This is a genomic window from Telluria sp. LT1R51-2 (assembly GCF_059685775.1).
In genome coordinates this window covers 654,435-678,020 of sequence record NZ_JCASIM010000001.1, presented here as the reverse complement: position 1 = coordinate 678,020, position 23,586 = coordinate 654,435, and the positions used below count along the sequence as shown (strand labels likewise).

Annotated in this window: 23 protein-coding genes; 10 read left to right on the top strand and 13 right to left on the bottom strand. The window is 65.4% G+C overall.

Going from position 1 to position 23,586, the window contains the following annotated elements; translation table 11 throughout:
• Window positions 1-98: 98 nt before the first annotated feature.
• A complete protein-coding gene (pyrF, locus tag AC56LH_RS02990; protein WP_499643927.1) occupies window positions 99-926 on the bottom strand; it encodes an orotidine-5'-phosphate decarboxylase in 828 nt (275 codons plus the stop codon).
• Between the two features lie 149 nt (window positions 927-1,075).
• Here pyrF and AC56LH_RS02985 point away from each other — a divergent pair, with 149 nt between their 5' ends.
• The 3 genes from AC56LH_RS02985 to AC56LH_RS02975 are packed head-to-tail and all read left to right on the top strand — an operon-like array spanning window position 1,076 to window position 3,053.
• Window positions 1,076-1,687, top strand: coding sequence for a LemA family protein (locus AC56LH_RS02985; RefSeq protein ID WP_499643925.1), 612 nt, complete (start codon window positions 1,076-1,078; stop codon window positions 1,685-1,687).
• A gap of 8 nt (window positions 1,688-1,695) precedes the next feature.
• Window positions 1,696-2,541 carry a TPM domain-containing protein gene (locus AC56LH_RS02980; RefSeq protein WP_499643923.1) on the top strand — a complete coding sequence of 282 codons (846 nt, stop codon included), beginning with the start codon at window positions 1,696-1,698 and terminating at the stop codon, window positions 2,539-2,541.
• On the top strand, window positions 2,541-3,053 hold the full coding sequence (locus AC56LH_RS02975; RefSeq protein WP_499643921.1) for a TPM domain-containing protein: 513 nt from the start codon (window positions 2,541-2,543) through the stop codon (window positions 3,051-3,053). Before AC56LH_RS02980 ends, AC56LH_RS02975 begins: the two co-directional genes overlap by 1 nt.
• On the opposite strand, the gene AC56LH_RS02970 is transcribed toward AC56LH_RS02975, so the two are convergent.
• Genes AC56LH_RS02970 through AC56LH_RS02960 form a run of 3 tightly spaced genes read right to left on the bottom strand, consistent with a single transcriptional unit; the run spans window position 3,043 to window position 4,321 of the window.
• Window positions 3,043-3,654: a hypothetical protein gene (locus AC56LH_RS02970; protein ID WP_499643919.1), complete on the bottom strand. Its 612-nt coding sequence runs from the start codon at window positions 3,652-3,654 to the stop codon at window positions 3,043-3,045. The two genes, AC56LH_RS02975 and AC56LH_RS02970, sit on opposite strands and share 11 nt — an antisense overlap.
• Window positions 3,651-4,157 carry an RNA polymerase sigma factor gene (locus tag AC56LH_RS02965; RefSeq protein ID WP_499643917.1) on the bottom strand — a complete coding sequence of 169 codons (507 nt, stop codon included), beginning with the start codon at window positions 4,155-4,157 and terminating at the stop codon, window positions 3,651-3,653. Before AC56LH_RS02965 ends, AC56LH_RS02970 begins: the two co-directional genes overlap by 4 nt.
• Entirely contained in the window at window positions 4,154-4,321 is a 168-nt protein-coding gene (locus tag AC56LH_RS02960) for a hypothetical protein (RefSeq protein WP_499643915.1), read from the bottom strand. Before AC56LH_RS02960 ends, AC56LH_RS02965 begins: the two co-directional genes overlap by 4 nt.
• 148 nt (window positions 4,322-4,469) lie before the next feature.
• Between AC56LH_RS02960 and AC56LH_RS02955 the strand changes: the two genes are divergently transcribed.
• The 4 genes from AC56LH_RS02955 to AC56LH_RS02940 all read left to right on the top strand — a co-directional run bounded on the left by AC56LH_RS02955 (window position 4,470) and on the right by AC56LH_RS02940 (window position 7,326).
• Window positions 4,470-5,237 (top strand): SDR family NAD(P)-dependent oxidoreductase, encoded by a 768-nt coding sequence (locus tag AC56LH_RS02955; protein ID WP_499633529.1) that lies wholly within the window; start codon window positions 4,470-4,472, stop codon window positions 5,235-5,237.
• A gap of 556 nt (window positions 5,238-5,793) precedes the next feature.
• Entirely contained in the window at window positions 5,794-6,099 is a 306-nt protein-coding gene (locus AC56LH_RS02950; RefSeq protein WP_499643913.1) for a hypothetical protein, read from the top strand.
• A 117-nt stretch (window positions 6,100-6,216) separates the two neighbouring features.
• Window positions 6,217-6,642: a VanZ family protein gene (locus AC56LH_RS02945; protein ID WP_499643911.1), complete on the top strand. Its 426-nt coding sequence runs from the start codon at window positions 6,217-6,219 to the stop codon at window positions 6,640-6,642.
• A gap of 150 nt (window positions 6,643-6,792) precedes the next feature.
• Window positions 6,793-7,326 (top strand): hypothetical protein, encoded by a 534-nt coding sequence (locus tag AC56LH_RS02940; RefSeq protein ID WP_499643909.1) that lies wholly within the window; start codon window positions 6,793-6,795, stop codon window positions 7,324-7,326.
• A gap of 98 nt (window positions 7,327-7,424) precedes the next feature.
• Here the strand turns inward: AC56LH_RS02940 and AC56LH_RS02935 are convergent, their stop codons facing one another.
• The 5 genes from AC56LH_RS02935 to AC56LH_RS02915 all read right to left on the bottom strand — a co-directional run bounded on the left by AC56LH_RS02935 (window position 7,425) and on the right by AC56LH_RS02915 (window position 14,435).
• Window positions 7,425-9,236, bottom strand: a complete 1,812-nt coding sequence (locus AC56LH_RS02935; RefSeq protein WP_499643907.1) for a glycoside hydrolase family 2 protein — start codon at window positions 9,234-9,236, stop codon at window positions 7,425-7,427.
• Window positions 9,223-10,338 (bottom strand): galactokinase, encoded by a 1,116-nt coding sequence (gene galK / locus AC56LH_RS02930; protein ID WP_499643905.1) that lies wholly within the window; start codon window positions 10,336-10,338, stop codon window positions 9,223-9,225. The genes AC56LH_RS02935 and galK overlap by 14 nt, the downstream gene beginning before the upstream one ends.
• Window positions 10,335-11,438: a M24 family metallopeptidase gene (locus AC56LH_RS02925; RefSeq protein WP_499643903.1), complete on the bottom strand. Its 1,104-nt coding sequence runs from the start codon at window positions 11,436-11,438 to the stop codon at window positions 10,335-10,337. The genes galK and AC56LH_RS02925 overlap by 4 nt, the downstream gene beginning before the upstream one ends.
• Window positions 11,435-12,529: a galactose-1-phosphate uridylyltransferase gene (gene galT, locus AC56LH_RS02920; RefSeq protein WP_499643901.1), complete on the bottom strand. Its 1,095-nt coding sequence runs from the start codon at window positions 12,527-12,529 to the stop codon at window positions 11,435-11,437. Before galT ends, AC56LH_RS02925 begins: the two co-directional genes overlap by 4 nt.
• 367 nt (window positions 12,530-12,896) lie before the next feature.
• Window positions 12,897-14,435, bottom strand: a complete 1,539-nt coding sequence (locus AC56LH_RS02915; protein WP_499643899.1) for a dipeptidase — start codon at window positions 14,433-14,435, stop codon at window positions 12,897-12,899.
• Window positions 14,436-14,560: 125 nt separating this feature from the next.
• Here AC56LH_RS02915 and AC56LH_RS02910 point away from each other — a divergent pair, with 125 nt between their 5' ends.
• On the top strand, window positions 14,561-15,427 hold the full coding sequence (locus AC56LH_RS02910; protein WP_499643897.1) for a pirin family protein: 867 nt from the start codon (window positions 14,561-14,563) through the stop codon (window positions 15,425-15,427).
• Here AC56LH_RS02910 and AC56LH_RS02905 read toward each other — a convergent pair.
• Window positions 15,413-15,796 carry a hypothetical protein gene (locus AC56LH_RS02905; protein ID WP_499643895.1) on the bottom strand — a complete coding sequence of 128 codons (384 nt, stop codon included), beginning with the start codon at window positions 15,794-15,796 and terminating at the stop codon, window positions 15,413-15,415. The two genes, AC56LH_RS02910 and AC56LH_RS02905, sit on opposite strands and share 15 nt — an antisense overlap.
• Before the next feature lie 261 nt (window positions 15,797-16,057).
• Here AC56LH_RS02905 and AC56LH_RS02900 point away from each other — a divergent pair, with 261 nt between their 5' ends.
• Both AC56LH_RS02900 and AC56LH_RS02895 read left to right on the top strand, forming a co-directional pair.
• Window positions 16,058-17,083 (top strand): asparaginase, encoded by a 1,026-nt coding sequence (locus AC56LH_RS02900; protein WP_499643893.1) that lies wholly within the window; start codon window positions 16,058-16,060, stop codon window positions 17,081-17,083.
• Window positions 17,084-17,261: 178 nt separating this feature from the next.
• Complete coding sequence (locus AC56LH_RS02895) at window positions 17,262-18,812, top strand: methyl-accepting chemotaxis protein (RefSeq protein ID WP_499648363.1); 1,551 nt, start codon at window positions 17,262-17,264, stop codon at window positions 18,810-18,812.
• An 8-nt stretch (window positions 18,813-18,820) separates the two neighbouring features.
• Here the strand turns inward: AC56LH_RS02895 and AC56LH_RS02890 are convergent, their stop codons facing one another.
• The 3 genes from AC56LH_RS02890 to AC56LH_RS02880 form a co-directional block, all read right to left on the bottom strand.
• Window positions 18,821-19,678, bottom strand: a complete 858-nt coding sequence (locus AC56LH_RS02890) for a hypothetical protein (RefSeq protein WP_499643891.1) — start codon at window positions 19,676-19,678, stop codon at window positions 18,821-18,823.
• 87 nt (window positions 19,679-19,765) lie between these two features.
• Window positions 19,766-20,461 carry a fumarylacetoacetate hydrolase family protein gene (locus tag AC56LH_RS02885; RefSeq protein WP_499643889.1) on the bottom strand — a complete coding sequence of 232 codons (696 nt, stop codon included), beginning with the start codon at window positions 20,459-20,461 and terminating at the stop codon, window positions 19,766-19,768.
• Window positions 20,462-20,529: 68 nt separating this feature from the next.
• The gene (locus tag AC56LH_RS02880; protein ID WP_499643887.1) at window positions 20,530-23,334 is read right to left on the bottom strand and encodes a GAF domain-containing protein; all 2,805 of its coding nucleotides are present in this window, start codon (window positions 23,332-23,334) and stop codon (window positions 20,530-20,532) included.
• Window positions 23,335-23,586 lie beyond the last annotated feature (252 nt).

Genomic DNA, 23,586 nt, shown 5'->3' with positions numbered 1-23,586 from the left:
GCTACGTAAAGTGGACGGGAAACCCGTCCACCCTACCGCCATTACGCGGTTACGCCGTTACGCCGTTCCGCCATTCCGCCAACGGCGCGATGTTCACATCACGCCGCGTTGCGCGCCGCATTGATCGCGTCGCGCGTTTCCGTTGCCACGCGCCGCGCTGCCTGCGCAAAGTCTTCGCCATCCTGCGGTGTCGCATACAAAATCGCACGCGACGAATTGATCATCATGCCGGCGCCGCCCGCCGTGCGGCCCGCCTTGACGGTTGCCTCGACATCGCCACCCTGCGCGCCCACGCCCGGAATCAACAGCGGCATGTCGCCCACCAGTGCGCGCACCTGCGCGATCTCTTCCGGGAACGTGGCGCCCACCACCAGCGCGCACTGGCCGTTGCGATTCCACTTGTCGGCCACCAGTTGCGCCACGTGCTGGTACAGCGGACGGCCGCCCACGTCCAGAAATTGCAGGTCGGAGCCGCCCGCGTTGGACGTGCGGCACAGCACGATCACGCCGCGGTCCGGCCAGGCCATGTACGGCTCGACCGAATCGAAGCCCATGTACGGATTGACGGTCACCGCATCGGCGCCGTAACGATCGAACGCTTCGCGCGCGTACTGGTGCGCGGTGGCGCCGATGTCGCCGCGCTTGGCGTCGAGCACCAGCGGGATGTGTGGATACGTCTCACGCAGATAGGTGCAGATTGCCTCGAGCTGGTCTTCGGCGCCCAGCGCAGCGAAATAGGCAATCTGCGGCTTGAAGGCGCAGGCCAGATCGGCCGTGGCGTCGATGATCGCCTTGCAGAACTGCACGATCGCATCCGGCTGGCCGGCCAGGTGCGCGGGGAAGCGCGCCAGGTCCGGGTCGAGGCCCACACACAGCAGCGAATCGTTGCGGGTCCATGCAGCCGCCAGTTTTTGAATGAAAGTCACCTCGAGCCCCTTGTATCCGAATAATTGCAAACCCAATATTGTACCCGCCGCCGTGCCACTACCTGCTCCCCCGGGTTGCAGGAACACCGATTGCGGCCCGTTTCAGGTATATTTTGATTATTCGACAACTTGCACGGACCTTTACTGCCATGAACACGACCTTTATCTCCCGCTGGACCCGCCTGCTCGGCAGCGCCATTCTCGCCGGCATCCTGCTCTCGGGCTGCGGCTACAACGATTTCCAGACCAAGGATGAAGCGACCAAGGCCGCCTGGAGTGAAGTGGTCAACCAGTACCAGCGCCGCGCCGACCTGATCCCGAACCTGGTCAATACCGTGAAGGGCTATGCGTCGCACGAACGTGAAACGCTCGAAGCCGTCACGCGCGCCCGCGCCTCGGCCACCAGCTTCCAGATTACCCCGGAAGTGCTGAACAACCCGGAAGCGTTCCAGAAGTTCCAGCAGGTGCAGGGTGAACTGTCGGGTGCGCTTTCGCGCCTGATGGTGGTGTCCGAAAAATACCCGGACCTGAAGGCCGATGCAAGCTTCCGTGACCTGGCGTCGCAACTCGAAGGCACCGAGAATCGCATCACGGTGGCCCGCCAGCGCTACATCGCGTCGGTCCAGGATTACAACGTGACCGTGCGCCAGTTCCCGAAAAACCTGACGGCCATGATGTTCGGTTACGAAACCAAACCATCGTTCACGGTCGAGAATGAAAAAGCGATCTCCACCGCACCAGCCGTCAACTTCGGCAAGTAAGGCTGGCGATGACGCCCTTCCTGCGCTTGTTTTCCACGCTCCTGTTCGCACTGGCGACGCTGCTCGCCGGCGCGGCGCCGGCCCATGCACAGCTCAAGGACGTGCCGAAACTCACGGCGCGCGTGACCGACCAGGCCGGCATGCTCGACGCGACCCAGCGCCAGCGCCTGGAAGCGGTGCTGGCCGACTATGAAGCCAGGACCGGCAGCCAGATCGCCGTCCTGCTGGTCAAGTCGACCGAGCCCGAAGCCATCGAGGCCTACAGCATCCGCGTCACCGATGCCTGGAAGCTCGGCCGCAAGGGTGTCGACGACGGCGTGCTGCTGGTCGTCGCCCCCGGCAACCCGTCGGCGCTGCGCCGCCTGCGTATCGAGGCCGGCCGTGGTGTACAGGGCGTGCTGACCGACGCCCAGTCCAAGCGCATCCTGCAGGACGTGATCGCACCGCATTTCCGGGAACAACATTATTACGAAGGCCTGGTGGCCGGCGTGGGCGCGATTGCCACACTGCTGAACCAGGAAGCCTTCCCGGCGCCTGCACAGCAAGCGCCGCAACGACAGGAGGCTGCCGGCGGCGGGATTCCACTGATCGCAATCTTTGCGATCCTGATCGGTGCATTCCTGCTGCGCTCGGTCTTCGGCGGCAAGCGCGGCCGCACGGTTGCCAGCAGCCGTGGCCGCTCGAACTGGGGCGGTGCGACGACCGGCTTCATTCTCGGCAACATCATCGGCAATATGAGTAACGGTGGTGGTGGCGGGTTTGGCGGTGGCGGTGGCGGCGGTGGTTTTGGCGGCGGCGGTTTTTCTGGCGGTGGTGGCGGCTTTGACGGCGGCGGCGCCTCGGGAGACTGGTAATGGGATCGATTGCACAAAAAATCACGCGCGCGTGGCGCCACGCCACCAGCAGCGCGGGCGAAGCGCGGCGCGCGTTTCCTGAAACGACGCTCACGGCCATTGCCGAGGCCATCGATGCCGGCGAGCGCACGCACCGCGGCGAGGTGCGCCTGATCGTCGAGAAGGCCCTGCCCTTCGACGCCGCCTGGGACGGCATCACCAACCGCCAGCGCGCGCTCGCCTTGTTCGCCGACTATGGCGTGTGGGATACCGAAGACAATTGCGGCGTGCTCATCTATGTGAACCTGGCGGAGCACAAGGTCGACATCGTGGCCGACCGGGGCATCGACCGCAAGATCGACGCTGCCACCTGGCAAGCCGTGTGCCGCACGCTGACAGCAGGCTTCAAGAACGGGCACTTCCATGACGCCACACTGGCGGTAGTGGCGCAGGTCAACGACCTGCTGCACCAGCACTTCCCGGCCAGCGGCGAGCGCACCAACGAGTTGCCCGACCGGCCCATCATGCTCTAGACGTCTGGCCCGATGGGCCAGGCGGTTCATCCAGCCATTCCAGCGCCAGCGCGTCGACCTCGGCGATCTCGGCGTTCATGTGGGCGCGCTTGCGCTGCGCCCACCACCATCCCGCTCCCAGCACCAGCGTTGTTGTCACCAACCCGGTGATGCCGGCCTGGGTGCTGCGCGCCATGACCAGTACGATCACCGGCGCCGGCAGTAAGGCAACCGTCGTCCAGCGTGTGAAGCGCGCCAGGCGCAGGCCGAGCCGGGCGCGCCGGCGGCGCAGCGCCAGCCAGTCGCGCAGGCTCGTTCCCGCCGGCTCATGCAGGGCAGCCAGGCGCGTCCACGTATAAACAACGATGATGACGCCCATGAGCAGCGTCTGGAACCCCAGCCACAATGTCTCGTAGCCGTTGGTAGCGACACGCTGCCAGCGCTCCGCGACAAGCACTGCCGCCACGATCATCATCACCCATTCGCCCACCAGCACCAGTACTGTCATGCGGCGTTCGCGCCGCGCACGGGCGATCATCAAGCCCACGTCGGGCACGGCGCTGGCAGGCCGGCTCGCGCCCCACGCATCCTGCAAATTCGCCCATTCGTCTTGCTCGTTCATCGTTCCTCCAGTTGTTCTCTGAGCGCTGTCCGCGCGCGGTTCAGGCGCACGCCCACATTACCCACCGTGATGCCGAGCAAGTCGGCGATCTCGTCGTAGCGCAGGCCTTCGAGCGCCAGCACCACCAGCTGGCGCTGCCCGATGGGCAAGTCGCGCAGCGCGCTCAAGAGGCGCGCCTGTTGCTGATTCAGGCCTGCCAGCACTTCAGGACCCGGCTGGCCATCAACCCACTCGTCGTCGAGTTCTTCATGGCGCGGCTGCGCCACCTCGCGCATCACATGCGACGCGCAGCGCCGGTGCGCGACGCCCAGGATGTAGGTCTTGAGACTCGCGTCGCCTCGAAACGCAGGCAGCGCCTGCCACACGCCGAGCAGGATATCCTGCAGCAAGTCTTCTCGCGCGTGGCGATCGCGCTCGAAACTGGCCGCGAAGCGCGCCAGCATGGGGCCATGTTCTGCAACCACGCGGGCAAACGTGGCATCCTGCGCTCCGCGCAACATCATGCCGCCATCCGCGCATCCTGATCGGGTGGCTCGACACAGACAGGTGCGGGTGCGCAGCACCCGACCTGCTCGATTGGCCGTGACAGATGGCCGAGCGGCAGCGCCGACGCCATGCAGTGGTAGCTCAGGACCGTAAGGGCAAACGCGAGGTGTTTCCAGTTCATCTCGTTCTCATTGAAGGGGCAATGGATCCTGTAGTACGTTGCCACGGGAAAAACTTACACATAAATAGCAGTTTTTATTTCGGCACCTGTGGGGCGCTGCCGCAGGTGGTTAGAATGGCAGCTTTTGCCACAGCGCCGAAAGCCCGCCATGAAACTACACCAGAAGATCGCCATCGTCACCGGGGCCAGCCAGGGCATCGGCCTGGCCTGCGCCGAGCGCCTCGTGCGCGAAGGCGCGCGCGTCATGCTCGTCGATATCCGGCCCGAAGTCGAGCAAGCCGCTGCCAGCCTGGGCGATGCAGCCCGCGCCTGCCGTGCCGACGTCGGTATCAAGGTCGAGGTCGATGCGATGATCGCGGCCACGCTGGCCGCATTTGGCCGCATCGATATCCTGATCAACAATGCCGGCGTGACCCACGCTGCCGAGTTCCTCGACCTGCACGAGGACGATTTCGACCGCGTGCTGCGCATCAACCTGAAATCGATGTTCCTGTGCAGCCAGGCAGCGGCGCGCGACATGGTGGCGCGCGGCGAAGGCGGCTGCATCATCAATATGTCGAGTGTGAACGCCGAGCTGACGATCCCCAACCAGGTGCCGTACGTGATCTCGAAAGGCGGCGTCAACCAGCTCACACGCGTGGCGGCCATCGCCCTGGCCCAGTACGATATTCGCGTGAACGCCATTGGTCCCGGCACGATCCTGACCGAGCTGGCGAAAAAGGCCGTGCTGGGCAGCCCGGAAGCGCGACACACGATCCTGTCGCGCACTCCGCTGGGCCGCTGCGGCGAACCGGAAGAAGTCGCGTCGATCGCCGCCTTCCTGGCCAGCGACGATGCGTCGTACATGACGGGCCAGACCCTGTACGCCGATGGCGGGCGCATGGCACTGAACTACACGGTGCCGGTGCGCGATTGATGCGCAAACAGCGTCGCGACAGAGATATTGACAGATCACATGTCTGGTATCCGAAAACGCAATTGGACGCCCGGTCAGTGAATCCCTATAGTTACACCTGTCTCCACTATTCTCCTCCAAGAAAATAGTTTCAAGCCCGCCCAGCGGGCTTTTTTTTGCCTGAACGGTTTGCGCGGATCACGTTATTTCGGCCGTATTGCAATAAGCTTAATTGCGTTCACTATGCCTGCGCAACATTGACAATCGTCACGGACCCGTCACAATCCCTGCCTATACTCGAACGCACCTGACACACACGTAACCGATATGCGTGGTGCCAGCAGGTGTGGAGCGCTCCGTGCGCTGCACACCAACCCGGATTTCGCACTCTTGGCCCGTTCTCGGGTTATGCCCGCCTCGCGCGGGCATTTTTTTCGGCATTGTGGCAACTTGGGCCAGAAAAAATTGTCTATGTGCTTGAAGCCGTCTTCAATAGGGCTATCATGAAGCTGCGACGTCCCACCTTGCCCAGCGGGTGGAGACCGCGTACAACGAAACGACCACGGGAGATCGTCCGATGAGTTTACGTGTACCAGAAACATCGCTTTCGCCAGACAGTTGCCGTCGCAATCATTCTACAAGCGACCTCATCCTCAGCGAACTCAATCCACGCGCCGTGGTCGACGATGTCGATCGTGACAGCGCGCCCCTCAATCTGCTTACCTTCGGCAGCGTCCGCGAAGTGTGTCCCAAGTGCCGCCGGTCGCACCTGAAACTCGTGTTGCGACAGGCGAGCGTACGCGTGGCGCACCTGTTCTGTGCCGACTGCGCCAGCTGTTTCGACGCCCATTATGCCAACGGTGCACCGGCACTGACGATCTGACCCCGTCGCAGTGAGCGGCTGGCGCACGGGCCGGCGGCAACGGGCACACAAGGTGCGCCCGGCATGGTAACGTTGACGTTTGCCCCGTCACCGTTACTGTACTGTCACCACGTCGCCATGCCTGCCCTGTCTCCCCTGTTGTACGCCGAACCACGTCACCGCCGTGCCATGCACGCTGTGGCACTGCTGATCTTTACCTGTATCGTGATCGCCGGCTCCGTGCCCGGTGCGCGCGCTGAGGTGGGCGAATTCGCGTCCGGCCTTGTCCTGCACAGCCTGGCCTATGCCGCTCTTGCGACACTGTGGTTCCTTGGCAGTACCGGGAACGGGTTGCAACGTGCACTCAAGGCGGTGCTGGCCATTGCGCTGATGGGCGCCTTCGACGAGAGCGTGCAGCACTTCCTGCCGTACCGTTCGGGCACGGTGCACGACTGGCTGGTCGATGTCAGCGCAGCAACCGTCGCAGCCATCATACTGACTGCGCTGCTTGCGCGGGTCCCGATGCCGCACGCGGTGCGCGCTGCGCCGGAACGGGCGCGCTGACCATCCTTGTCCGGCCGGGTTCCCGCCATGGCCCGCCTGCTTGATCCAACTACCTTCCTGACGCGACAGCTGGAACGCTGCTGCGCGTTGCGCCTCTTATCCTTGTGGCACAGCACCGTCACATCCCTACACCACTAAGAGGAGTTGATCATGAAGCAATCGCACCAGAGCGTGGCCATGGCGGGCCTGCTGGCGGTCATGCTCGCCGCATCGGGCTGCGCCGCCACGGGCAGCGCCGGCGACATGGCCAGTAGCGCAACGAGCAGCCATACCGATGATGTCGCCAGCAGCAGCGGCGACGTGGAACGCATTGTGACCGGCCCGGCCATCACGTCGGCCAGTGCAGGCACGTCCGGCAGCAAAGGCGCCACCGGCTCCGGCAGCGCCGGCATGCAGGACGAGCGCAGCGACCAGTCCGCCGCCGCGTCTGCGCGCATGCCCGCGCCCAACGGCACAGTGTTGTCCATCGCCAGCCTCCCTGCCCCGGGTGGCATGAGCAAAAGCGACGCATCCGTGGGCACCAGCGGCACGGCCGGCGCAACAGGCGGCACCGGCGCTGCCCAGGCGTACCGCGTCAAGGTGCGCATGGACGACGGCAGCACGCAGGTCATCACGTACAGCGGTACCTCTGACTTGCGCAGCGGCGAGCGCGTCAATGTGACGGGCGGCGCGATCCGGCGCTGAACGCATGCGCACGTGCAAAGGCCACATGCGCCTGCGCGACATGTGGCCTGGTGGAGCTTCAGCGGGCAGGCCGTACCGGCCCTGCCCTTTGAATGTCGTTAAGGCGTGCCAGCGTCCTTGTCTGCCTCTACCTCGCGGTGGTACAACGGAATATTGCGCGTGGCGGCGCTGATCACATCCAAAGGCAGTTTCGGCGAGCGGTCGGCGTTCAGCAAGCCATTGGCCTCCTGGAACGTGTCCGTGAACTGCGTGTAGCAGAAACCACTGAACATGAACGTCTCGTTCACCACCTGCAGCAGGCGCCGGTATTGCTTCAGATAGCTTTCAGCCGTATGCGCGCGGCTATAGCCCCACGTCGTCTCGTCGGGATTGGGCGTCTGCTTCGGATCGTAGGCAATGCCGCCGAATTCCGTCAGCACGATCGGCTGGCCGCGATGCGGGAAACCATCGAGCGTCAGGATGCGGCCACCGGGCCGGCGCTGGTCGAACAGCGTGCGCACCGGATCGGTGACGGCGTAGCGCGCCAGCACTTTCTCCGGATCGCTGTCGTAGTCGTGAATGCCCAGGATGTCGGTGGCCGATGCTTCCCAGCCATCGTTGCCGATCACCGGGCGCGTCGAGTCGAGCGTGCGCGTCAGGTGGTACAACGCCTCGACGGCATTGCGATGCGCCTGCGTGAGCGTCAGGTTCGGCACGCCCCACGACTCGTTGAAGGCCACCCACACGATGATACACGGGTGGCTGTAGTCGCGTTCGATCGCCTCGGTCCATTCCTTGACCATGCGCGTGATCGCGCGCGGGCTGAACCGGTAGGCCGATGGCATCTCTTCCCACACCATCAGGCCCAGCTTGTCGGCCCAGTACAAAAAGCGCGGGTCCTCGATCTTCTGGTGCTTGCGCACGCCATTGAAGCCCATCAGCTTGGCCAGCTCGACGTCGCGCTTCAGGTGGCCGTCGGACGGGGCCGTCATGAACGATTCAGGCCAGTAGCCCTGGTCCAGCACCAGGCGCAGCTGGTACGGGCGGCCATTGAGCATGAAGCGGTCGCGGTTGATCGACACCGAGCGCAGCGCCGTGTACGAGCGGATGCGGTCCAGCACGACGTCGCCTGCGCGCAGGGTCACTTCGGCATCGAGCAGGGTCGGGCGTTCCGGGCTCCACAAAATTTCGTTGCGCGAGTCGTCGATACCCGGATCGGACAGCGCGATCTTGCGGTTCGCCTCACCACCCAGCAGCTTGTAGTAATCGTCGGCCAGCAGCTGGTCGCCGTGCCAGATCTTGACTTCGACAAACAGCTCTTCCTGGATATCGCCGGTGGCGAACACTTCGCAGCCGATTTCGTAGGTCTCGAACACGGGCGTCCAGCGCAGTTTCTGGATATACGTGTGCGAGACCTGTTCGATCCATACCGTCTGCCAGATGCCCGTCGTGCGCGGGTACCAGATCGAGTGCGCATCGAGCAGCCAGTCCTGCTTGCCGCGCGGTTTGGCCAGATCGGCCGGGTCGTCTTCGACCCAGACGGTGACGACCTGCTTGCCATCCGCGTTCAAGGTGCCGGAGATGTCGGCCGAGAATGGCGTGTGCCCGCCCTCGTGCTCGACGACCAGCTGGCCGTTGACCCACACGCGCGCGCTGTAATCGACCGCGCCGAAGTGCAGGATCGTGCGCCCATCCATGGGCATCACCTCGAATTCGCGCTGGTACCAGACGAAGCGGTGAAAGCCCGTGTCTTCGATGCCACTCATCGCGGTTTCCGGCGCAAACGGCACGGTGATCTCGTGCGTCCATTCCTTCACATCCGACGGCAGCGTGTAGTGCCCTTCGTCGTCGAAGCAGAACTGCCACGTGCCGTTCAGGTTCTGCCACTGGTCGCGCACCAGTTGGGGACGCGGGTATTCAAACTGATTCATTCTTGTCCTTTCTGTCAGTTGGTACCGGAATCAGGATGCGTCCCTGGACGTCATTGCCTGGTCCATGATGATCATGATAGGCCGCCAGCGCGGTGGCAGCCGCTTGTTGCGCCTGCCCCTTGCGGCACAGGGCGACGCAGGCGCCGCCAAAGCCGGCGCCGGTCAGACGCGCGCCCAGCACGCCGGGCGCTGCACGCAGCGCGTCGCACAGCACGTCGAGCGCAGGAATCGAGACTTCGTAATCGTCACGCAGGCTCGCATGCGAGGCATTCATCAGTGCGCCGAAGCGTTCGGCGTCGACGCCTTTGGCGGCCTCGAGCACACGCAGATTTTCGTGCACCACGTGGCGGGCGCGTTCGCGCAGCGGCGACGGCAGCGCCTCGACCGCTGCGGGGTCGGCCACGTCGCGCAGCGCCGTCACGCCCAGGATGCGCGAGGCTTCTTCGCATTCGGCGCGCCGTTCGTTGTACTTGCTCGCCGCCAGCGTGCGCGCCACGCCCGAATCGATCACGATCAGTTCGGTCTCTGGCGGCAGCGCGGCCAGGTGGTGTTCGAGCGTGCGCGCATCGATGAACAGCATATTGGTTTCATCGGCCAGGCTCGAGGCCATCTGGTCCATGATCCCGCAGTTCACGTGCGCGTACTCGATTTCGGCACGCTGGGCGATGCGCGCCAGCTTGACGTCGTCCAGCTCGAACCCCAGCAGCGCGCGCATGGCGCGCAGCATAGCCACTTCGAGCGCGGCCGACGACGACAGGCCGGAGCCCACCGGCAAATCGGTCTCGACATACACGCGCAGTGGCGGCACCTCGATGCCTTCAAGCTGCACGAGGCGGATGCAGCCTTCGATATAGCTGCCGAAGCCCTGCGGCGCGCTGCTGTCCTTTGCGAACGTGACGGTCGCATCGAAGTTGGGCGAGTAAAAATGGAAATGGTCGTCGCCGCTGCGGCTCATGGCCACCAGCGTGCGCTGGGGCGTGGCCACCGGCAGCATGAAGCCGTCGTTGTAGTCGGTGTGTTCACCCAGCAGATTCACGCGCCCCGGCGCCGAGGCGTTCACTTCGGGGGCGCCGCCAAAGAAGGTATCGGTCGTAATGGTCATGCGTCCACCTCCAGCCAGAGCGGCCGCTGACGGCCGTCGATGTCCACCGACGGCCAGGCCGGGTCGAAGGTCAGGTTTTCGAGTCCGTCGGGGCCGAGCAGGAACGTGTCTTCGATCTTCATACCGTTATAACTTGGATTGAACGCAAATGCCATGCCCTGTTCGAGCTGCGTGGCGGTGCTTGGCGTGGCCACGATCTCGCGCGCCAGGTAGCCGGTGATGCCGCCCTGGTGGTGTTCGCGGATCGCGTCCTCGACATCGGCATGGTGATAGGCCTGGGCCAGCGCGTGATACACCGACGACAGCGATTTGCCCGTCACCACGGCCGCCAGGCCGGTGGCCTCCAGCGCCATCAGCGCGCGTTGGGCCGTGGGTGCTGAACCTGCGCCGCCAAAGCTCACGAAGCGCGTCAGGTTGGCATACAGCCCGTGGCGGCGCGCGCAGAACACCAGCATCGCGCGCTCGCCGATCGGCTCGTGCGACGGCGTTGCATGGCGAAACAGCGGCAAGCGCCGCGCACCGGCCACCAGCACCAGTGCCGGATGGATGCCGCGCCGCCACAGCGCGTCGGCGCCAGCGCCGGCCAATTGCTGCTCGGTCCAGTCGGGGCGAGCACGGTGCAGCACCTCGGTCATGGCTTCGGCTGCTTCGCGCCCCAGCAGGCGGTAACGCGCCTGTTCGGCGTCGCCCAGCACCAGCTTGCGCTGACGCAGCGGCAGCGGCAACGGCAGTTCGTCGCCCTGCGGACGGTCCGACAGCACTGGCCGACCCTCGGCCGCGGCCAGCACGAAATGCTCGCGCAGCTCGGGCTCGGCCCACGGTTCGACATGAAAGCTGAACCCGGCCGGCACTTCTTCGAGGCGCAGGCGCTCGCCTTCGATCTGGTCGGTCAGCACGCAGGCGTCGCCCGGCGTGACCAGCACTTCGGCAATGCCCGTGTCGGTGGTGTGCAGCACCGCGTTCGAGCCGCCTGCGGTGACCCACGCGAACCAGTCGGTGCCGCGCAGGCGCACGGCGCCGGCGCCGCTGCTGGCGAGGGAGGCGCGCAGCTGCGCGAGCTTGTCGGCGACCTCCTGGGCGCGCATATCGATGTCCGTCATGCGCCCTCCTCCAGGTCGATCTCGACCTGCTGCAATTCGTACGCCGTGGTCTCGGGCAGCACGTCCATTGCGAACATGCCGGCCGCCAGCTCGGTACCGGCCAGGTATTTCAGCCGGTCGCGCGTGCGGTACGGCGGATAAAACTGCGCGTGCAGCTGCGTTTCGGGATGTTCGGCGCCGTCGGTCGGCGCCTGGTACCACGCCATCAGGTACGGGAATGGCCGGTTCCACAGCGTCTCGTACTTGAGCAGCACGGTCTTGAGCGCGCGCGCCAGCGAATCCCGCTGCGGCGGCGTGAGTGCGGCGAAATCCTTGCACGGCGCAGTCGGCATCACCCATACCTCGTACGGATAACGCGCGCAGGCCGGCACGAAAGCAATCGCGAAATCGTCTTGGTACAGCACGCGCTTGCCGTCGGCGGCTTCGTCGCGCGCCATGTCACACAGCATGCTTGCGCCGTGCTGCTGGTAGTACTCACGCTCCTGCGCCAGCATGCGCGCCGGAACCGACGGCACGAACGGGTACGAATAGATCTGGCCGTGCGGATGGTGCAGCGTGACGCCCACTTCGGCGCCGCGGTTCTCGAACGGCAGCACGTACTGGATGTGCGGCAGACTACCCACGCGCGTGGTGCGATCGCCCCAGACCTGCAGCAGCAGCGCAATGCGCGAGAGCGGCAGGTGGGCCAGCGCCGTGTTCGGATCCTGCGTGAACACGACCACTTCGCACTGGCCATTGGCCGGGGCGGTCTGCACCGTCACCGATGGCGGATCGTGCGACTCGAGCGCCAGCGACGGGAAGCGGTTGTCGAACACGGCGATCTCGTAGTCGCCGGCCGGCATCTCGGTGGGATTGGCGGGGTCGATCGTCGGCGCCAGCGGGTTGTACTGGGGTGGCGGCTGGTAGGTGCGATTCTGGCGGAATGCCGCGTAGGTCACCCACTCGCCGCGCAGTGGATGCCAGCGCAGATGCGGGTTCGCGTGCTGCGGATCCGGGAACGGGCTGGGTGCGACCAGATCGTCCGGAATCGGTCCGTTGCTGTAGAGGGTAAGGTTGCGTCCGTCCGGTTTTTTGAGTTCTTTACTGTGCATGGCAATCAATAAGGTTCGGTCACATCCGGCGCGAGCGCGCACGCCAACATCGACGCATTGATGCGCTCACGGCTGCAGGAGCAAGGCTCCTTGCCGATCCTAACATGCTGTATTTGCCACATTTTCTACCGGGAACTATGGACTTTTCCAGGCGACAATACTGTGGCTGTATCGGGACGATACCGCCCTCGGCATACAACGATGATTCACAAGGGAGAGCACCAGCAAAGGCGCTCCACGGCAAGGATATTGTAGTCCCGCGCCTACGCAAAAATTAGAAGTTTTTACACTAGCTGGCAAGAAGCAGCCCTACAGGCCAGCCGTGGCAAATACCGCGTTCGGGCGCGCCCGCCACCGGGCCACCAGCTCAGCGCGCCAGTTCGACCAGCACTGCCGTGTACATCTGCAGATTCAGCAGCAGTTGCTTGGTCGTGATGAACTCATGCTCCGAATGCCCGGAATATTTCTGGCCCGGCATCGACGGACCGAAGCTGACGGTATTCGGGAACAGCCGCGAATTGGTGCCACCACCGATCGCGACGGGCTTCGCATCCTTCATGCCGGTGAAATAGGCAAAGGTCGACAGCAAGGTCGGCACCTGCGGCGCATCGTTCAGCACCCACGGGTCGCGCATGCCCACCTTGATGTTCGTGAGCGGAACCTGGCGCGCCTGCCACTGGCTCAGTGCCGCGTTGATCTGGTCGGTCAGCTGCGCGCTTGTCTTGCCTTGCGGACGGCGCAGGTTGATCGCCACTTCGATGCCGTCGTCTAGCTGGCGGATCACGGTCGGCTTGAATGTGAGCGGGCCCATGAACTTGTCGCGATAGGCGATATTGCCGGCGCCGCTGCCGAATTTCTCGCCGTAGTAGCCGGTGCCCACCATCTCGTTGAGGTAGTTCACGGTGCCGCCGGCGGTCGTGTTGGCCCACGGCCGCACGGCCAGTGCATCGGCCAGCATGCTCACCGCGTTCACGCCCTCCTGCGGCTTGGACGAGTGGGCCGAGACGCCCTTGGCGCGCACTGCCAGGTCCTTGCCCTGCCAGGTGTAGGTGTAGGTCATGCCCTCGTGCTGCGCGCCGCGAGCGCGGATCTGCGCTTCGATCTGGGGCGTCGCGTTGGCCACCAGCGCTTCGGCGTCTTCCGGAATCTGCGTGTTGAACGAGCCGCCCGCGAACGCGGCGATGTAGGCGTCGCCCTCGAGCGGCGCCTGCGCGCCGGCCTTCGGGATCGTCACGGCCACCGTGCCGCCGCCCTTCTCCGCCGTCACCACCGGATATTCGGCGTCGAGCGTGATGCTCATCTGCGGCGGCACGTGCGTCTTGAGGAATTCGGTCAGCGGACCCCAGTCGGATTCCTCGCCCATGTACACATACAATTCGATGCGCTTGGTGAGCGGAATCTGGCGGTCGCGGATCGTCTTCATCGCATACAGCGCGGTGGCGATCGGCCCCTTGTCATCCTCGGCGCCGCGCGCAATCAGTTTGCCCGGCTCGCTCGTGCGGTCCAGCACGAACGGTGACTTCTTCCACTTGGTCGGGTCCACTGGCTGCACGTCGCCATGGGTGACGATGCCGACACGCTCGGTGCCCTTGCCCAGGCCGATGACAACCGTCCAGCCGTAATCGGTGTAGTCGAGGCCCATGCGCCCGGCTTCTGCCTTGAGCGTAGCCTTGAACGCAGCATGCACCGGGTTCTGGTCGGACGGGTAGCGCGGATCAGCCACCGTATTGAAGCTCACCAGCTTGGCCAGCGTGTCGACGACGTCGTTGCGGTAGGTGGCCACCGCATACTTGGCGGCGCTGACGGCGACCTCGCCGGGCGCCGCAGCAGGGGCTGTAGTAGATGCTGCAGCCAGTACAGTGGATGAGGCCAGCAGCAGGCTGGCAATGCAGGCGTTCTTGTACATACTGGGCCGATCTCCAAGGGGTGCAACTACGCAAACGCCCAGCATAGCGCCTTCTGCCACCGCTGTGAACGTCATGGCCACTTTCAGCGTATCGTTACGCATCCCCACTCAACGACATCCTCACCATGACCGACAAGACTTTCCTGCGCACGCACGCCGCGCTGCGCGACGATATCGGCGACCTGCTCACGCAGCGCCCCGTACCCTCGCCCCAGCTCGACCAGATCGATCCCTTCCTGTTCCTGAACCACCACGGCCCGCAAACCTATGGCCCGCACAACCGCGGCCTGCCGTTCGGCCCCCATCCGCACCGGGGGTTCGAAACCGTCACCTTCATCGTCGAAGGCATGCTGGCCCACCGCGACAGCGCCGGCCATGAAAGCGTGATCCACGCCGGCGGCATCCAGTGGATGACGGCCGGCAGCGGCATCGTGCACGCCGAAGTCTCGCCGCGCGCGTTTCTCGAGACGGGCGGCCCGCTCGAGATCCTGCAGTTGTGGGTGAACCTGCCGTCGCACCTGAAGATGACGGCGCCCGCCTACACCGGCGTGCAGCAGGACCGCATTCCCGCGTTATCGCTCGACGACGGCAAGGTCATGCTGAACCTGATCGCGGGCGAGTTGGACGGCAACACGGGCCCGGTGCAGTCGCTGACGGGCGTGTTCATGAGCACGGTCGCGATGCAGGCCGGTGGCCGGCTGCGCATCACCGGCCTGCAAGGTCGCAACGTGCTGCTGTATGTGGTGCGTGGACGCATCGGCGTGGGTCACCACGGCGATCTCGCCAACGCTTACCAACTGGTGGAGCTGAGCACGGAGGGCGACACGCTCGAGATCGTCGCCGAGTCCGGCTCGCTGCTGCTGTTCGGGCACGCCGATCCGATCGGCGAACCGGTCGTTTCGCACGGGCCATTCGTCATGAACACCCGCGAAGAAATCGCGCAGGCGATCACCGACTACCAGGCCGGGCGCTTCGGCTCAACGCTGGCTTGAGGCCAGCACCCGGCCGGCATCGTCCCTGATGTGGACCGCGTCCGGGAACGGCGCACCGTCGAAACGCACGCTCACGTCCTTGCCGACCGCTTCGAAGCGGTCGCGGCCAACGTGAACGATTTCCTGCGGCCCGTCGCCGAGATCGGCGTACAGCTTGCGGCCCTTGCCCGTCACGTGCAGCGTGCGCCCGTCGTCGAGCTTGTAGGCGCCCTGCATGTGCTGGTACATCAGCGGATCGACATAGACTTTCTTCGGCTGCGCGGCGCGCACATTGACGACGTCGGGGTTGGTTGCAGTCAGTGGCTGGGCGGCGCTGGTCAGTGAAACGACGGCGGCGGCGGCAAACAAGGCAAGGCGGGCGAGGCGCATGATGAAAATTCCTTTCAGGTCGGTGGCGGAGAAGTCCGTGTCGCCAGCGCTCTGTTGCCTGACGATGAAGCCAGTCTAGCGAGCCGCAAAAAGCATTCAAGCGCCAAGCGCATCAAGCGCCGGAAATGCGCGACGAAGTGCGCAATCGGTGGGGTGAACGGGAGGTGCATATATCAAAGCGCGCCTTGTTTCAACTGTGTGTCTGCATTCTGTAGGTATGTCGTACAGTAGGGTTCCTTCAACCCGAATTCACCCTCTCCCATGCCAGTCACTCCCCTCGCCGCGACCACGCGCGGCTACCCCGACAGCGGTAACGTGATCGAGAACGTGCACCTCGGATCGGTCGCCGTCGTCGACACGAGCGGGCGCCTGTTGTGGTCTGCCGGCGACCCGGATTACCCGACCTTCACGCGCTCGGCGCTCAAACCGTTCCAGGCCTTGCCGTTCGTCCTGGCCGACGGTCCGGCGCGCTTCGGCCTGTCCGGCGACGAAGTCGCGTTGCTGTGCGCGAGCCACTCGGGCGAAGCCAGGCACCTCGCTGGCGTCAGCTCGATCCTGAATAAAATCGGACTCGACCCCGGCCACCTCGAATGCGGCTGCGCGGTGCCGCTGCACTACGAGTTCACCGGCGGCAAGCCCCCGCCGGACGCGCACTGGACGCCGCTGCACCACAACTGCTCCGGCAAGCACAGCGGCTTTCTAGCCTGGTGCCGCTTGCACGACGCCCCCACCGCACACTACGTCGACCGCGCGCACCCGCTGCAGCAAGCCGTGCGCAGCACGCTGGCCGATGCCATCGGCGTGGCGCCCGGCGCGCTGCCGGTCGGCCTGGACGGCTGCTCGGCGCCCAATTACGCGATGCCGCTCAGTCGCCTGGCGCACCTGTACGCGCGCCTCGCGCATGGCCCGCAAGACCCGCAACTGGGCGGCGCGATGGGCATCCTGCGCGATGCGATGATCGCCCGCCCCGACCTGGTCTCGGGCGAGGAGCGCACCGACCTGCACTGGATGACGGCGGGCGACGGCGACTGGGTCACCAAGATCGGCGCCGACGCCGTGCAGGCGATCGGCATCCGCTCGGCCGGGATCGGCATCGCGATCAAGATCGCCGATGGCAATGTGCGTGCGCTGCACCCGGCCGTGTACGCCGTGCTGGACCAGCTGGGCCTGCTGAACGCGGCGCGGCGCGAGCAGCTCGAGCGTTACCGGCAGCCTTTGATCAAGAACGCCCGCGGCGCCGTGGCCGGTGACATCCGTACCCTGTTCAAACTGACCCGTCAGGCATAAAGCAACAGGTTTGTGCTGCGTCATTACAACATGCTGTCTTCTTGCTATTTCATTTGAGATTTAAAGGGTTGATACTTGCCGCAAGGCATTTCTCAGGCGTTCAATCCTTTTTTCAAGTGATGACATCGTGTTAAAAAATCTCCGTATCGGCTCACGCCTCACCGTCGGCTTTGCCACGATGCTCGTCCTGTCGCTGGCCGGCACCTCGTTCGCCCTCTACACCACGCGCAGCAGCGCGGAAGCCACCCAGCAGATGATGCAAAAGCCGCTGACCAAGGAACGCCTGGTCTCGGACTGGTATGTGCTGACCTATTCGGCCATCGCGCGCACCTCGCTCATCGCGCGCAGCACCGACAGCACCTTGTCAGCCGTGTTCGCCAAGCCGATCAAGGACAGCGTCACCGGTACCACGGTCATTCTCAAGAAAGTCGAAGCCCTGCTCGACTCGCCCGAAGAGAAAGCGACGCTGCAGGACATCCTCGGCCTGCGCAAGACCTACCAGAAGGCCAAGGAAACTGTGATGAACGCGCGCACGTCGGGCGACGCGGCGGCGGCAGAACAGGCCTATGAACAGGTATTCGCACCAGCTGCCGCTGCCTATGGCGCCCGGGTCCAGAGCCTGCTGCAGATCCAGCGCAAGAGCATCGACCAGACGGCGCTGGCCATCGAAGCGGCGAACGAGCGCAGCACGCAACTGGTCTTGCTGCTTGCGGTACTCTCGACGCTGATCGGCGCCGTCGCTGCCGTGCTGGTCACGCGCAGCATCACCCGGCCACTGGACGCCGCGCTGGATGTCGCCGAAACGGTGGCCTCGGGCGACCTCGGCCACATGTTTGCGACTTACCCGAAAGACGAAGTCGGCGACCTGATGCGCTCGCTGCAGACGATGAACGGCTCGCTGGTGCGGGTGGTCTCGCAGGTCCAGCAAGGCACCAACGCCATCTCGACCGCGTCGAGCGAGATCGCGGCCGGCAACCTCGACCTGTCGGCACGCACCGAGCAGCAGGCCAGCTCACTTGAAGAGACGGCCGCCTCGATGGAAGAACTGACCGCCACCGTGCGCCAGAATGCCGACAATGCGGTGCAGGCCAATGGCCTGGCAAAAACAGCCTCGGATGTCGCGGCGCGCGGCGGCGCCATCGTCGGGCAGGTGGTCGACACCATGGGTTCGATCGACGCCTCGGCGCGCAAGATCGTCGACATCATCGGCGTGATCGATGGCATCGCGTTCCAGACCAATATCCTGGCCCTGAATGCTGCCGTGGAAGCGGCGCGCGCCGGTGAACAGGGGCGCGGCTTTGCGGTGGTGGCGTCCGAAGTGCGCAACCTGGCGCAGCGCTCGGCCGGCGCGGCCCGTGAAATCAAGGGCCTGATCGGCGACTCGATGACGCAGGTGAATGCCGGCACGGCGCTCGTGCAACAGGCTGGCGCCACGATGGACGACGTCGTGGCCAGCGTGGCGCGCGTGACCGACATGATGTCCGAGATCACCAGCGCCACGCAGGAGCAGCGCGTGGGCATCAACCAGGTCAATGAAGCGATCACGCAGATGGACCATGTGACCCAGCAGAATGCGGCGCTGGTCGAACAAGCCGCCGCTGCGGCAGCGAGCATGCAGGAGCAGGCAGCGCAACTGGCGCAGGTGGCCGCTGCCTTCAAGCTGGGCGAATCGGGCGGCCGGCTGCGCCCGACGCTGGCGACGCGCAAGGTGCCCGCGCTGAGCGCCTGAGGGCGCTGCTACGCCGCCAGTCGGCGCAGCATCGCGGCGATGGCGTCCAGCACCGCGTCATCGTCCCAGTAGGTATTGTGCGCCAGCGGATTCCAGCTGCGCAGCAACAAGTCCCCCACCCCACCGCCGGCATTGATCGCGCGGTCCTCGACCAGCGCGCGGTAGCCGTTTGACAGCGGCTGCAGCGGCCAGCCCAGTACGTCATCGGGATCATAGAAGTTGATCCACTTGAACAGCGACGTCGGCGGCGCAATCGGGATGATGTGCATCTCCTGGTGCGCGGCGACAAAGATCGGGATATTGCAGCCCGTGGTGACCAGCCCGGCGCAGGTGGCGCCGCCGATGAAGGCCAGCTCGCTGGCTGTCAGCGGCCGGCCAAGCGCAACACCGGCCCAGGCATCGATATCGCGCCAGATGCCTGCGCCGACCGGCTTACCGGCAGCCGCCTTCTGCGCATCGTACAGATAGCTCGACAGCACCTGGCCGCCCAGCGAGTGCGCAACGAACACGACCGGCATGCCGGGCCGCGCAGCGTAGGCCGACAACAGCGTGGTGGCGATCTCGCCCTGCGCCTGCTCGTAGACCGAGCCGGGATCTTCCTTGCGGTTTTCCAGCCCGGCGGCGTCGCCCAGACCGTACAGGACGAATTTGCGCAGCGCGGCGTAGCGCACCTGGCCGGTGGCCGAGGTGCGGTCCCAGACCATGCGCTGATTGTCGTGCAGGATGCCCTGGTAGTAGACCGAACGCATGACGGCCTGGCCAGCCAGCGTACCCAGACGGCGACGCAATCCCGCCATCAGGCCGTCGGCATAATCGGGCAAGGTCTCGCCCATGCCGTGTACGGCAATCAATGCAACCTGTGTCATTGCCACCTCCCCACGTGCGCCGATATCCCTAGCGTATCAAATTTCGCACGTGTTGATGCAGAACACACATTCTGCAGAGACGGCTGATCAGCGTGGCGCGATGGTCAGCTCGAACGTGTCGACACCGTCGACGCCGCCGCGCACCCGGTCACCCGGCTGCAGCGCGCCGACACCGGACGGCGTGCCCGAATAGATCAGGTCGCCCGGGGCCAGGGTCACAAGGCGTGACAGCGACGCGATCACGTCGGCAATCGGCCAGATCATTTCATCGAGGTTGCCTTCCTGGCGCAGCGCACCGTTCACTTCCAGCCAGATGCGTGCCTGGGCCGGATGCCCCACGTCGCTGACCGGATGCAGCGCGCTGCACGGGGCCGATGCGTCGAAGCCCTTGGCCATGTCCCATGGCCGGCCAGCGTCCTTGGCCACCGCCTGCAGGTCGCGCCGGGTCAGGTCCAGACCCACGCCATAACCCCAGACCAGGTCAAGCGCCTGCGCCGCGTCGATGTCCTTGCCACCCGCCTTCAGTGCCACGACCAGTTCGATCTCGTGGTGCAGGTCGTTCGTCGATGGCGGATAGGGCACCGCGCCGCTGGCCGGAATGACGGCATCGGCCGGCTTGGTGAAGAAGAACGGTGGTTCGCGATTCGGGTCGCTGCCCATTTCGCGCGCATGCGCCGCGTAGTTGCGGCCCACGCAGAACACGCGGCGCACCGGGAAGCGCGCGCTGGAACCGGCGACGGCCACGGACGCCGTTTCGGGTGCGGTGATGACGAATTCGGTCATGCTCATCCTTTCATTAACAGGAGCATCATCATACTCCCGACGCCGCTGAGCATAGCCGAAAGCAACACTCAGGACGGTGCGGCCGCTGCCTCGGCCTGCGCCGCCAGTGACGCACTCGATTCCAGGATCCGCACGAGCGCCGTCATGTCGACCGGCTTGACCAGATGATGGACGAAGCCGGCCTCGAGCGCCCGTTCGCGGTCCTTCGCCTGGCCATAACCGGTGACCGCCACCGGCACCGTGGCCGCCATCTCGGGCAGCGCGCGCAGGCTCGATGCCAGCTGATAGCCATCGATATCGGGCAGGCCGATATCGATCAGCATCACGTCGGGATGCTCGATGCGCGCGCGGCGCAGGGCCGAGGCGGCGTCGTATTCGACAGCGGTGGCGTGGCCCTGCACCTGCAGCAGCGTGGCCAGGCTGTCGGCGGCGTCGGTGTTGTCGTCGACGATCAGCACGCGTAACTGGCGGCCGAGCGCGGCGCGTACCGGATCGACATCGGACGGCGGCGCATCGTCGGCATCAATGTCGGCGCGCGCGCTCACGCACGGCAGGCACAGCGTGAACGTGCTGCCGCAACCGACACCGTCGCTGTGCGCGGTAACCTCGCCATCGTGCAGGTCGACCAGGCGCTTGACGAGCGTGAGGCCCAGCCCCAGCCCGCCCTGCGATCTGGCCAGCGTACGTGCGCCCTGCGTGAACAGGTCGAACACATTGGGTACCAGGTCGGACGGCATGCCGGAACCATTGTCGCGCACTTCGAGCGTCATGCGAGCGTCGCTGCACACGAGGCGCAGCGCCAGCGTGCCGGCCCTGGGTGTGTACTTGGCGGCATTGCCGACGATATTGGCCACGCTCTGCACGAGGCGCGTGAGGTCGCCCCGCACGTACACGGGCGTGTCGGGCAGCTGCACCGTCACATGGTGCGCTTTTTCGAGCACCAGCGGGCGGGTCTGGTCGAGCGCCCCGCTCACCACATCGCGAAAATCGACCGTCGCCAGCTTGAGCTTGACCAGCCCGCGCGTGACGCGCGAGACGTCCAGCAGGTCGTCGATCAGGCGGCTCATGTGCTTGACCTGACGGCTGATGATGGAACTGGTCTGGCAGATGCGCGGCTCGTTCGCGAACTGCAGGCTGAGCAAACTGGCCGAGCTGCTGATCGGCGCAAGCGGATTGCGCAGCTCGTGCGCCAGCATGGCCAGGAATTCATCCTTGGTGTGACTGAGGCGCTCGGCCTGCACGCGCGCCAGGCGCTCGCTCTGGAGCAGCGCATCGCGTTCGAGCGCCGACGTTTGCGCGATCTCGTACAGGTGCGCATTGTCCATCGCCACGGCGGCTTGCGCGGCCAGGCCGGCGACGATGCGCTCGGTGCGTTCGGTGAACATGGCCGGCGCCGGGTGGCCAAGGAACAGGCCGCCAAGCACCTTGCCCGACTGCGACACGACCGGCACCGCGAGATAGCTGCGCACGCGCAGCTGCGCCAGCGGCGTGCCGTCGGCCACCAGTGCGGCATGCTGCGGGTCGCGCGTGATGTCGTCGCTGCGCACCGGCGCGCCGCCCTCGATGAGCGGGCGGAAGATGGCCGCCGTTGGCGGCGTGAGGCGGTCGAACTGCTCACGCGACGCGCCCGACAGCGCGTACAGGCGCATCTGCTCGTGCAGCGGCGCCTGCAGCGGGTGGTCCCGGCCCCCGGTGTGGCAGAAGAACGCGCCGAAGCGTGCGCCACTCAGTTCGGCGCCAGCGTCGGTAATCGATTGCGCCAGCGTGTTCAGGTCAAGCGTCGAGGCCAGTGCGCGCCCGGCGCGGTTGACCGTCTCCAGGATGCGGCTCTCGTCGCGCAGGTTTTCTTCGACGCGCGAGCGGCGCGCCACTTCCCGCGTATGGCGCGCCACGTCCTCGGCCATCGCCACTTCTTGTTCGGTCCAGTGGCGCGCCATCGGCTCGTGCAGGTAAAACACGGCGCACAAGCGCCCTTCCTCGACAATCGGCACCATCACCAGCGCGCGCACGCCAATGGCGTCGTACGCCGCGGCATGTGGCGCGCTGCGTTCGTCGTCGTCGACGTCGTCGATGCGCACACTGCGGCCCTGGCGCAGCTTGGCCATGATCACCGGACCGAACGCATCGAACGGATGCGTGCGCGCGGCCAGGCTGGCCATGCGGCCGCTGGTCCAGTCGCTGTCGATGCTGACGGTGCGCCCGGCAGCGTCGATCTCGCCGTAGCCAACGCGCGCCACGCCCAGCGTCTGCCCCGTCATCGCGCTCGTCGCCCGCATGATGTGGGCGGCGTCATCGAGGCCGTCGAGCGTTTCGTCGAGCTTCTGGTGGAACGCGTGGCGGTAATCGGACAGCACGTCGGACGTCGTTTCGGTCAGCACGCAGTAGACGCCGGCCACCTGGCCGGCATGGCGCACGGGCGACAGCGACACGCAGAAAAAGCGCCGTTCGCGCTTGCCGTTGCGCTCGAATTCCATCAGCGCGTGCTGGAGCCGGGCCGATTCGCCGGCCAGGACTTCGTCAAAATACGGCCGCATGCGATCCCACAGCTCGGGGCGCACGCTGGCATACGGCGCGCCGCGCGCCGCCGGGTGCTTGTCGCCCAGCAGGTCGGAATACGCGTCGTTGTAGAACAGGCGCAGCTCGCGCCCGATGGCCAGAAACATTGGAAAGCGCGACGCCTGAATCAGGTCGGCGATGGCGCGCAGGCCATCTGGCCAAGTGACAGGCTCGAACAACGCAGGCTCGAACAACGCAGGCTCGAACAGCGTGGATGGCGCGGCCAGGGCTGGTGCAGGTGCGTCCAGCCCGGTACGGTCGCCGGACAGTGCTGGACTGCCATCGACCATCGGCATGAAGCCGCTCAGATTACTCATCAGGAATACCCAGTGTGGTTCTTGCAAGGCTGGCGAGCTTGAAACCCTGAACATCTTGTCCTGCTTTACTACATCGCCGCCAACCTATTCTTGTTGGGCGATTATATCGAGCAACCAAACGGGGCCGCGCCCGTTAGGCATGCGCCCAGGATGGCGCGTGGCGGGGATGCCACAATCCTGATGAACACTGCGCATGCCGCCGGCGGGCGCCGGTCGGCAACGCACTGCTCCGTCGAGACGATGCGGCAGGCC

Coding starts and splice junctions, on each gene's coding strand:
- AC56LH_RS02985 (WP_499643925.1), top strand. CDS start 1,076: ATGAACACGACCTTTATCTCCCGCTGGACCCGCCTGCTCGGCAGCGCC.
- AC56LH_RS02980 (WP_499643923.1), top strand. CDS start 1,696: ATGACGCCCTTCCTGCGCTTGTTTTCCACGCTCCTGTTCGCACTGGCG.
- AC56LH_RS02975 (WP_499643921.1), top strand. CDS start 2,541: ATGGGATCGATTGCACAAAAAATCACGCGCGCGTGGCGCCACGCCACC.
- AC56LH_RS02970 (WP_499643919.1), bottom strand. CDS start 3,654: ATGAACGAGCAAGACGAATGGGCGAATTTGCAGGATGCGTGGGGCGCG.
- AC56LH_RS02965 (WP_499643917.1), bottom strand. CDS start 4,157: ATGATGTTGCGCGGAGCGCAGGATGCCACGTTTGCCCGCGTGGTTGCA.
- AC56LH_RS02960 (WP_499643915.1), bottom strand. CDS start 4,321: ATGAACTGGAAACACCTCGCGTTTGCCCTTACGGTCCTGAGCTACCAC.
- AC56LH_RS02955 (WP_499633529.1), top strand. CDS start 4,470: ATGAAACTACACCAGAAGATCGCCATCGTCACCGGGGCCAGCCAGGGC.
- AC56LH_RS02950 (WP_499643913.1), top strand. CDS start 5,794: ATGAGTTTACGTGTACCAGAAACATCGCTTTCGCCAGACAGTTGCCGT.
- AC56LH_RS02945 (WP_499643911.1), top strand. CDS start 6,217: ATGCCTGCCCTGTCTCCCCTGTTGTACGCCGAACCACGTCACCGCCGT.
- AC56LH_RS02940 (WP_499643909.1), top strand. CDS start 6,793: ATGAAGCAATCGCACCAGAGCGTGGCCATGGCGGGCCTGCTGGCGGTC.
- AC56LH_RS02935 (WP_499643907.1), bottom strand. CDS start 9,236: ATGAATCAGTTTGAATACCCGCGTCCCCAACTGGTGCGCGACCAGTGG.
- galK (WP_499643905.1), bottom strand. CDS start 10,338: ATGACCATTACGACCGATACCTTCTTTGGCGGCGCCCCCGAAGTGAAC.
- AC56LH_RS02925 (WP_499643903.1), bottom strand. CDS start 11,438: ATGACGGACATCGATATGCGCGCCCAGGAGGTCGCCGACAAGCTCGCG.
- galT (WP_499643901.1), bottom strand. CDS start 12,529: ATGCACAGTAAAGAACTCAAAAAACCGGACGGACGCAACCTTACCCTC.
- AC56LH_RS02915 (WP_499643899.1), bottom strand. CDS start 14,435: ATGTACAAGAACGCCTGCATTGCCAGCCTGCTGCTGGCCTCATCCACT.
- AC56LH_RS02910 (WP_499643897.1), top strand. CDS start 14,561: ATGACCGACAAGACTTTCCTGCGCACGCACGCCGCGCTGCGCGACGAT.
- AC56LH_RS02905 (WP_499643895.1), bottom strand. CDS start 15,796: ATGCGCCTCGCCCGCCTTGCCTTGTTTGCCGCCGCCGCCGTCGTTTCA.
- AC56LH_RS02900 (WP_499643893.1), top strand. CDS start 16,058: ATGCCAGTCACTCCCCTCGCCGCGACCACGCGCGGCTACCCCGACAGC.
- AC56LH_RS02895 (WP_499648363.1), top strand. CDS start 17,262: ATGCTCGTCCTGTCGCTGGCCGGCACCTCGTTCGCCCTCTACACCACG.
- AC56LH_RS02890 (WP_499643891.1), bottom strand. CDS start 19,678: ATGACACAGGTTGCATTGATTGCCGTACACGGCATGGGCGAGACCTTG.
- AC56LH_RS02885 (WP_499643889.1), bottom strand. CDS start 20,461: ATGACCGAATTCGTCATCACCGCACCCGAAACGGCGTCCGTGGCCGTC.
- AC56LH_RS02880 (WP_499643887.1), bottom strand. CDS start 23,334: ATGAGTAATCTGAGCGGCTTCATGCCGATGGTCGATGGCAGTCCAGCA.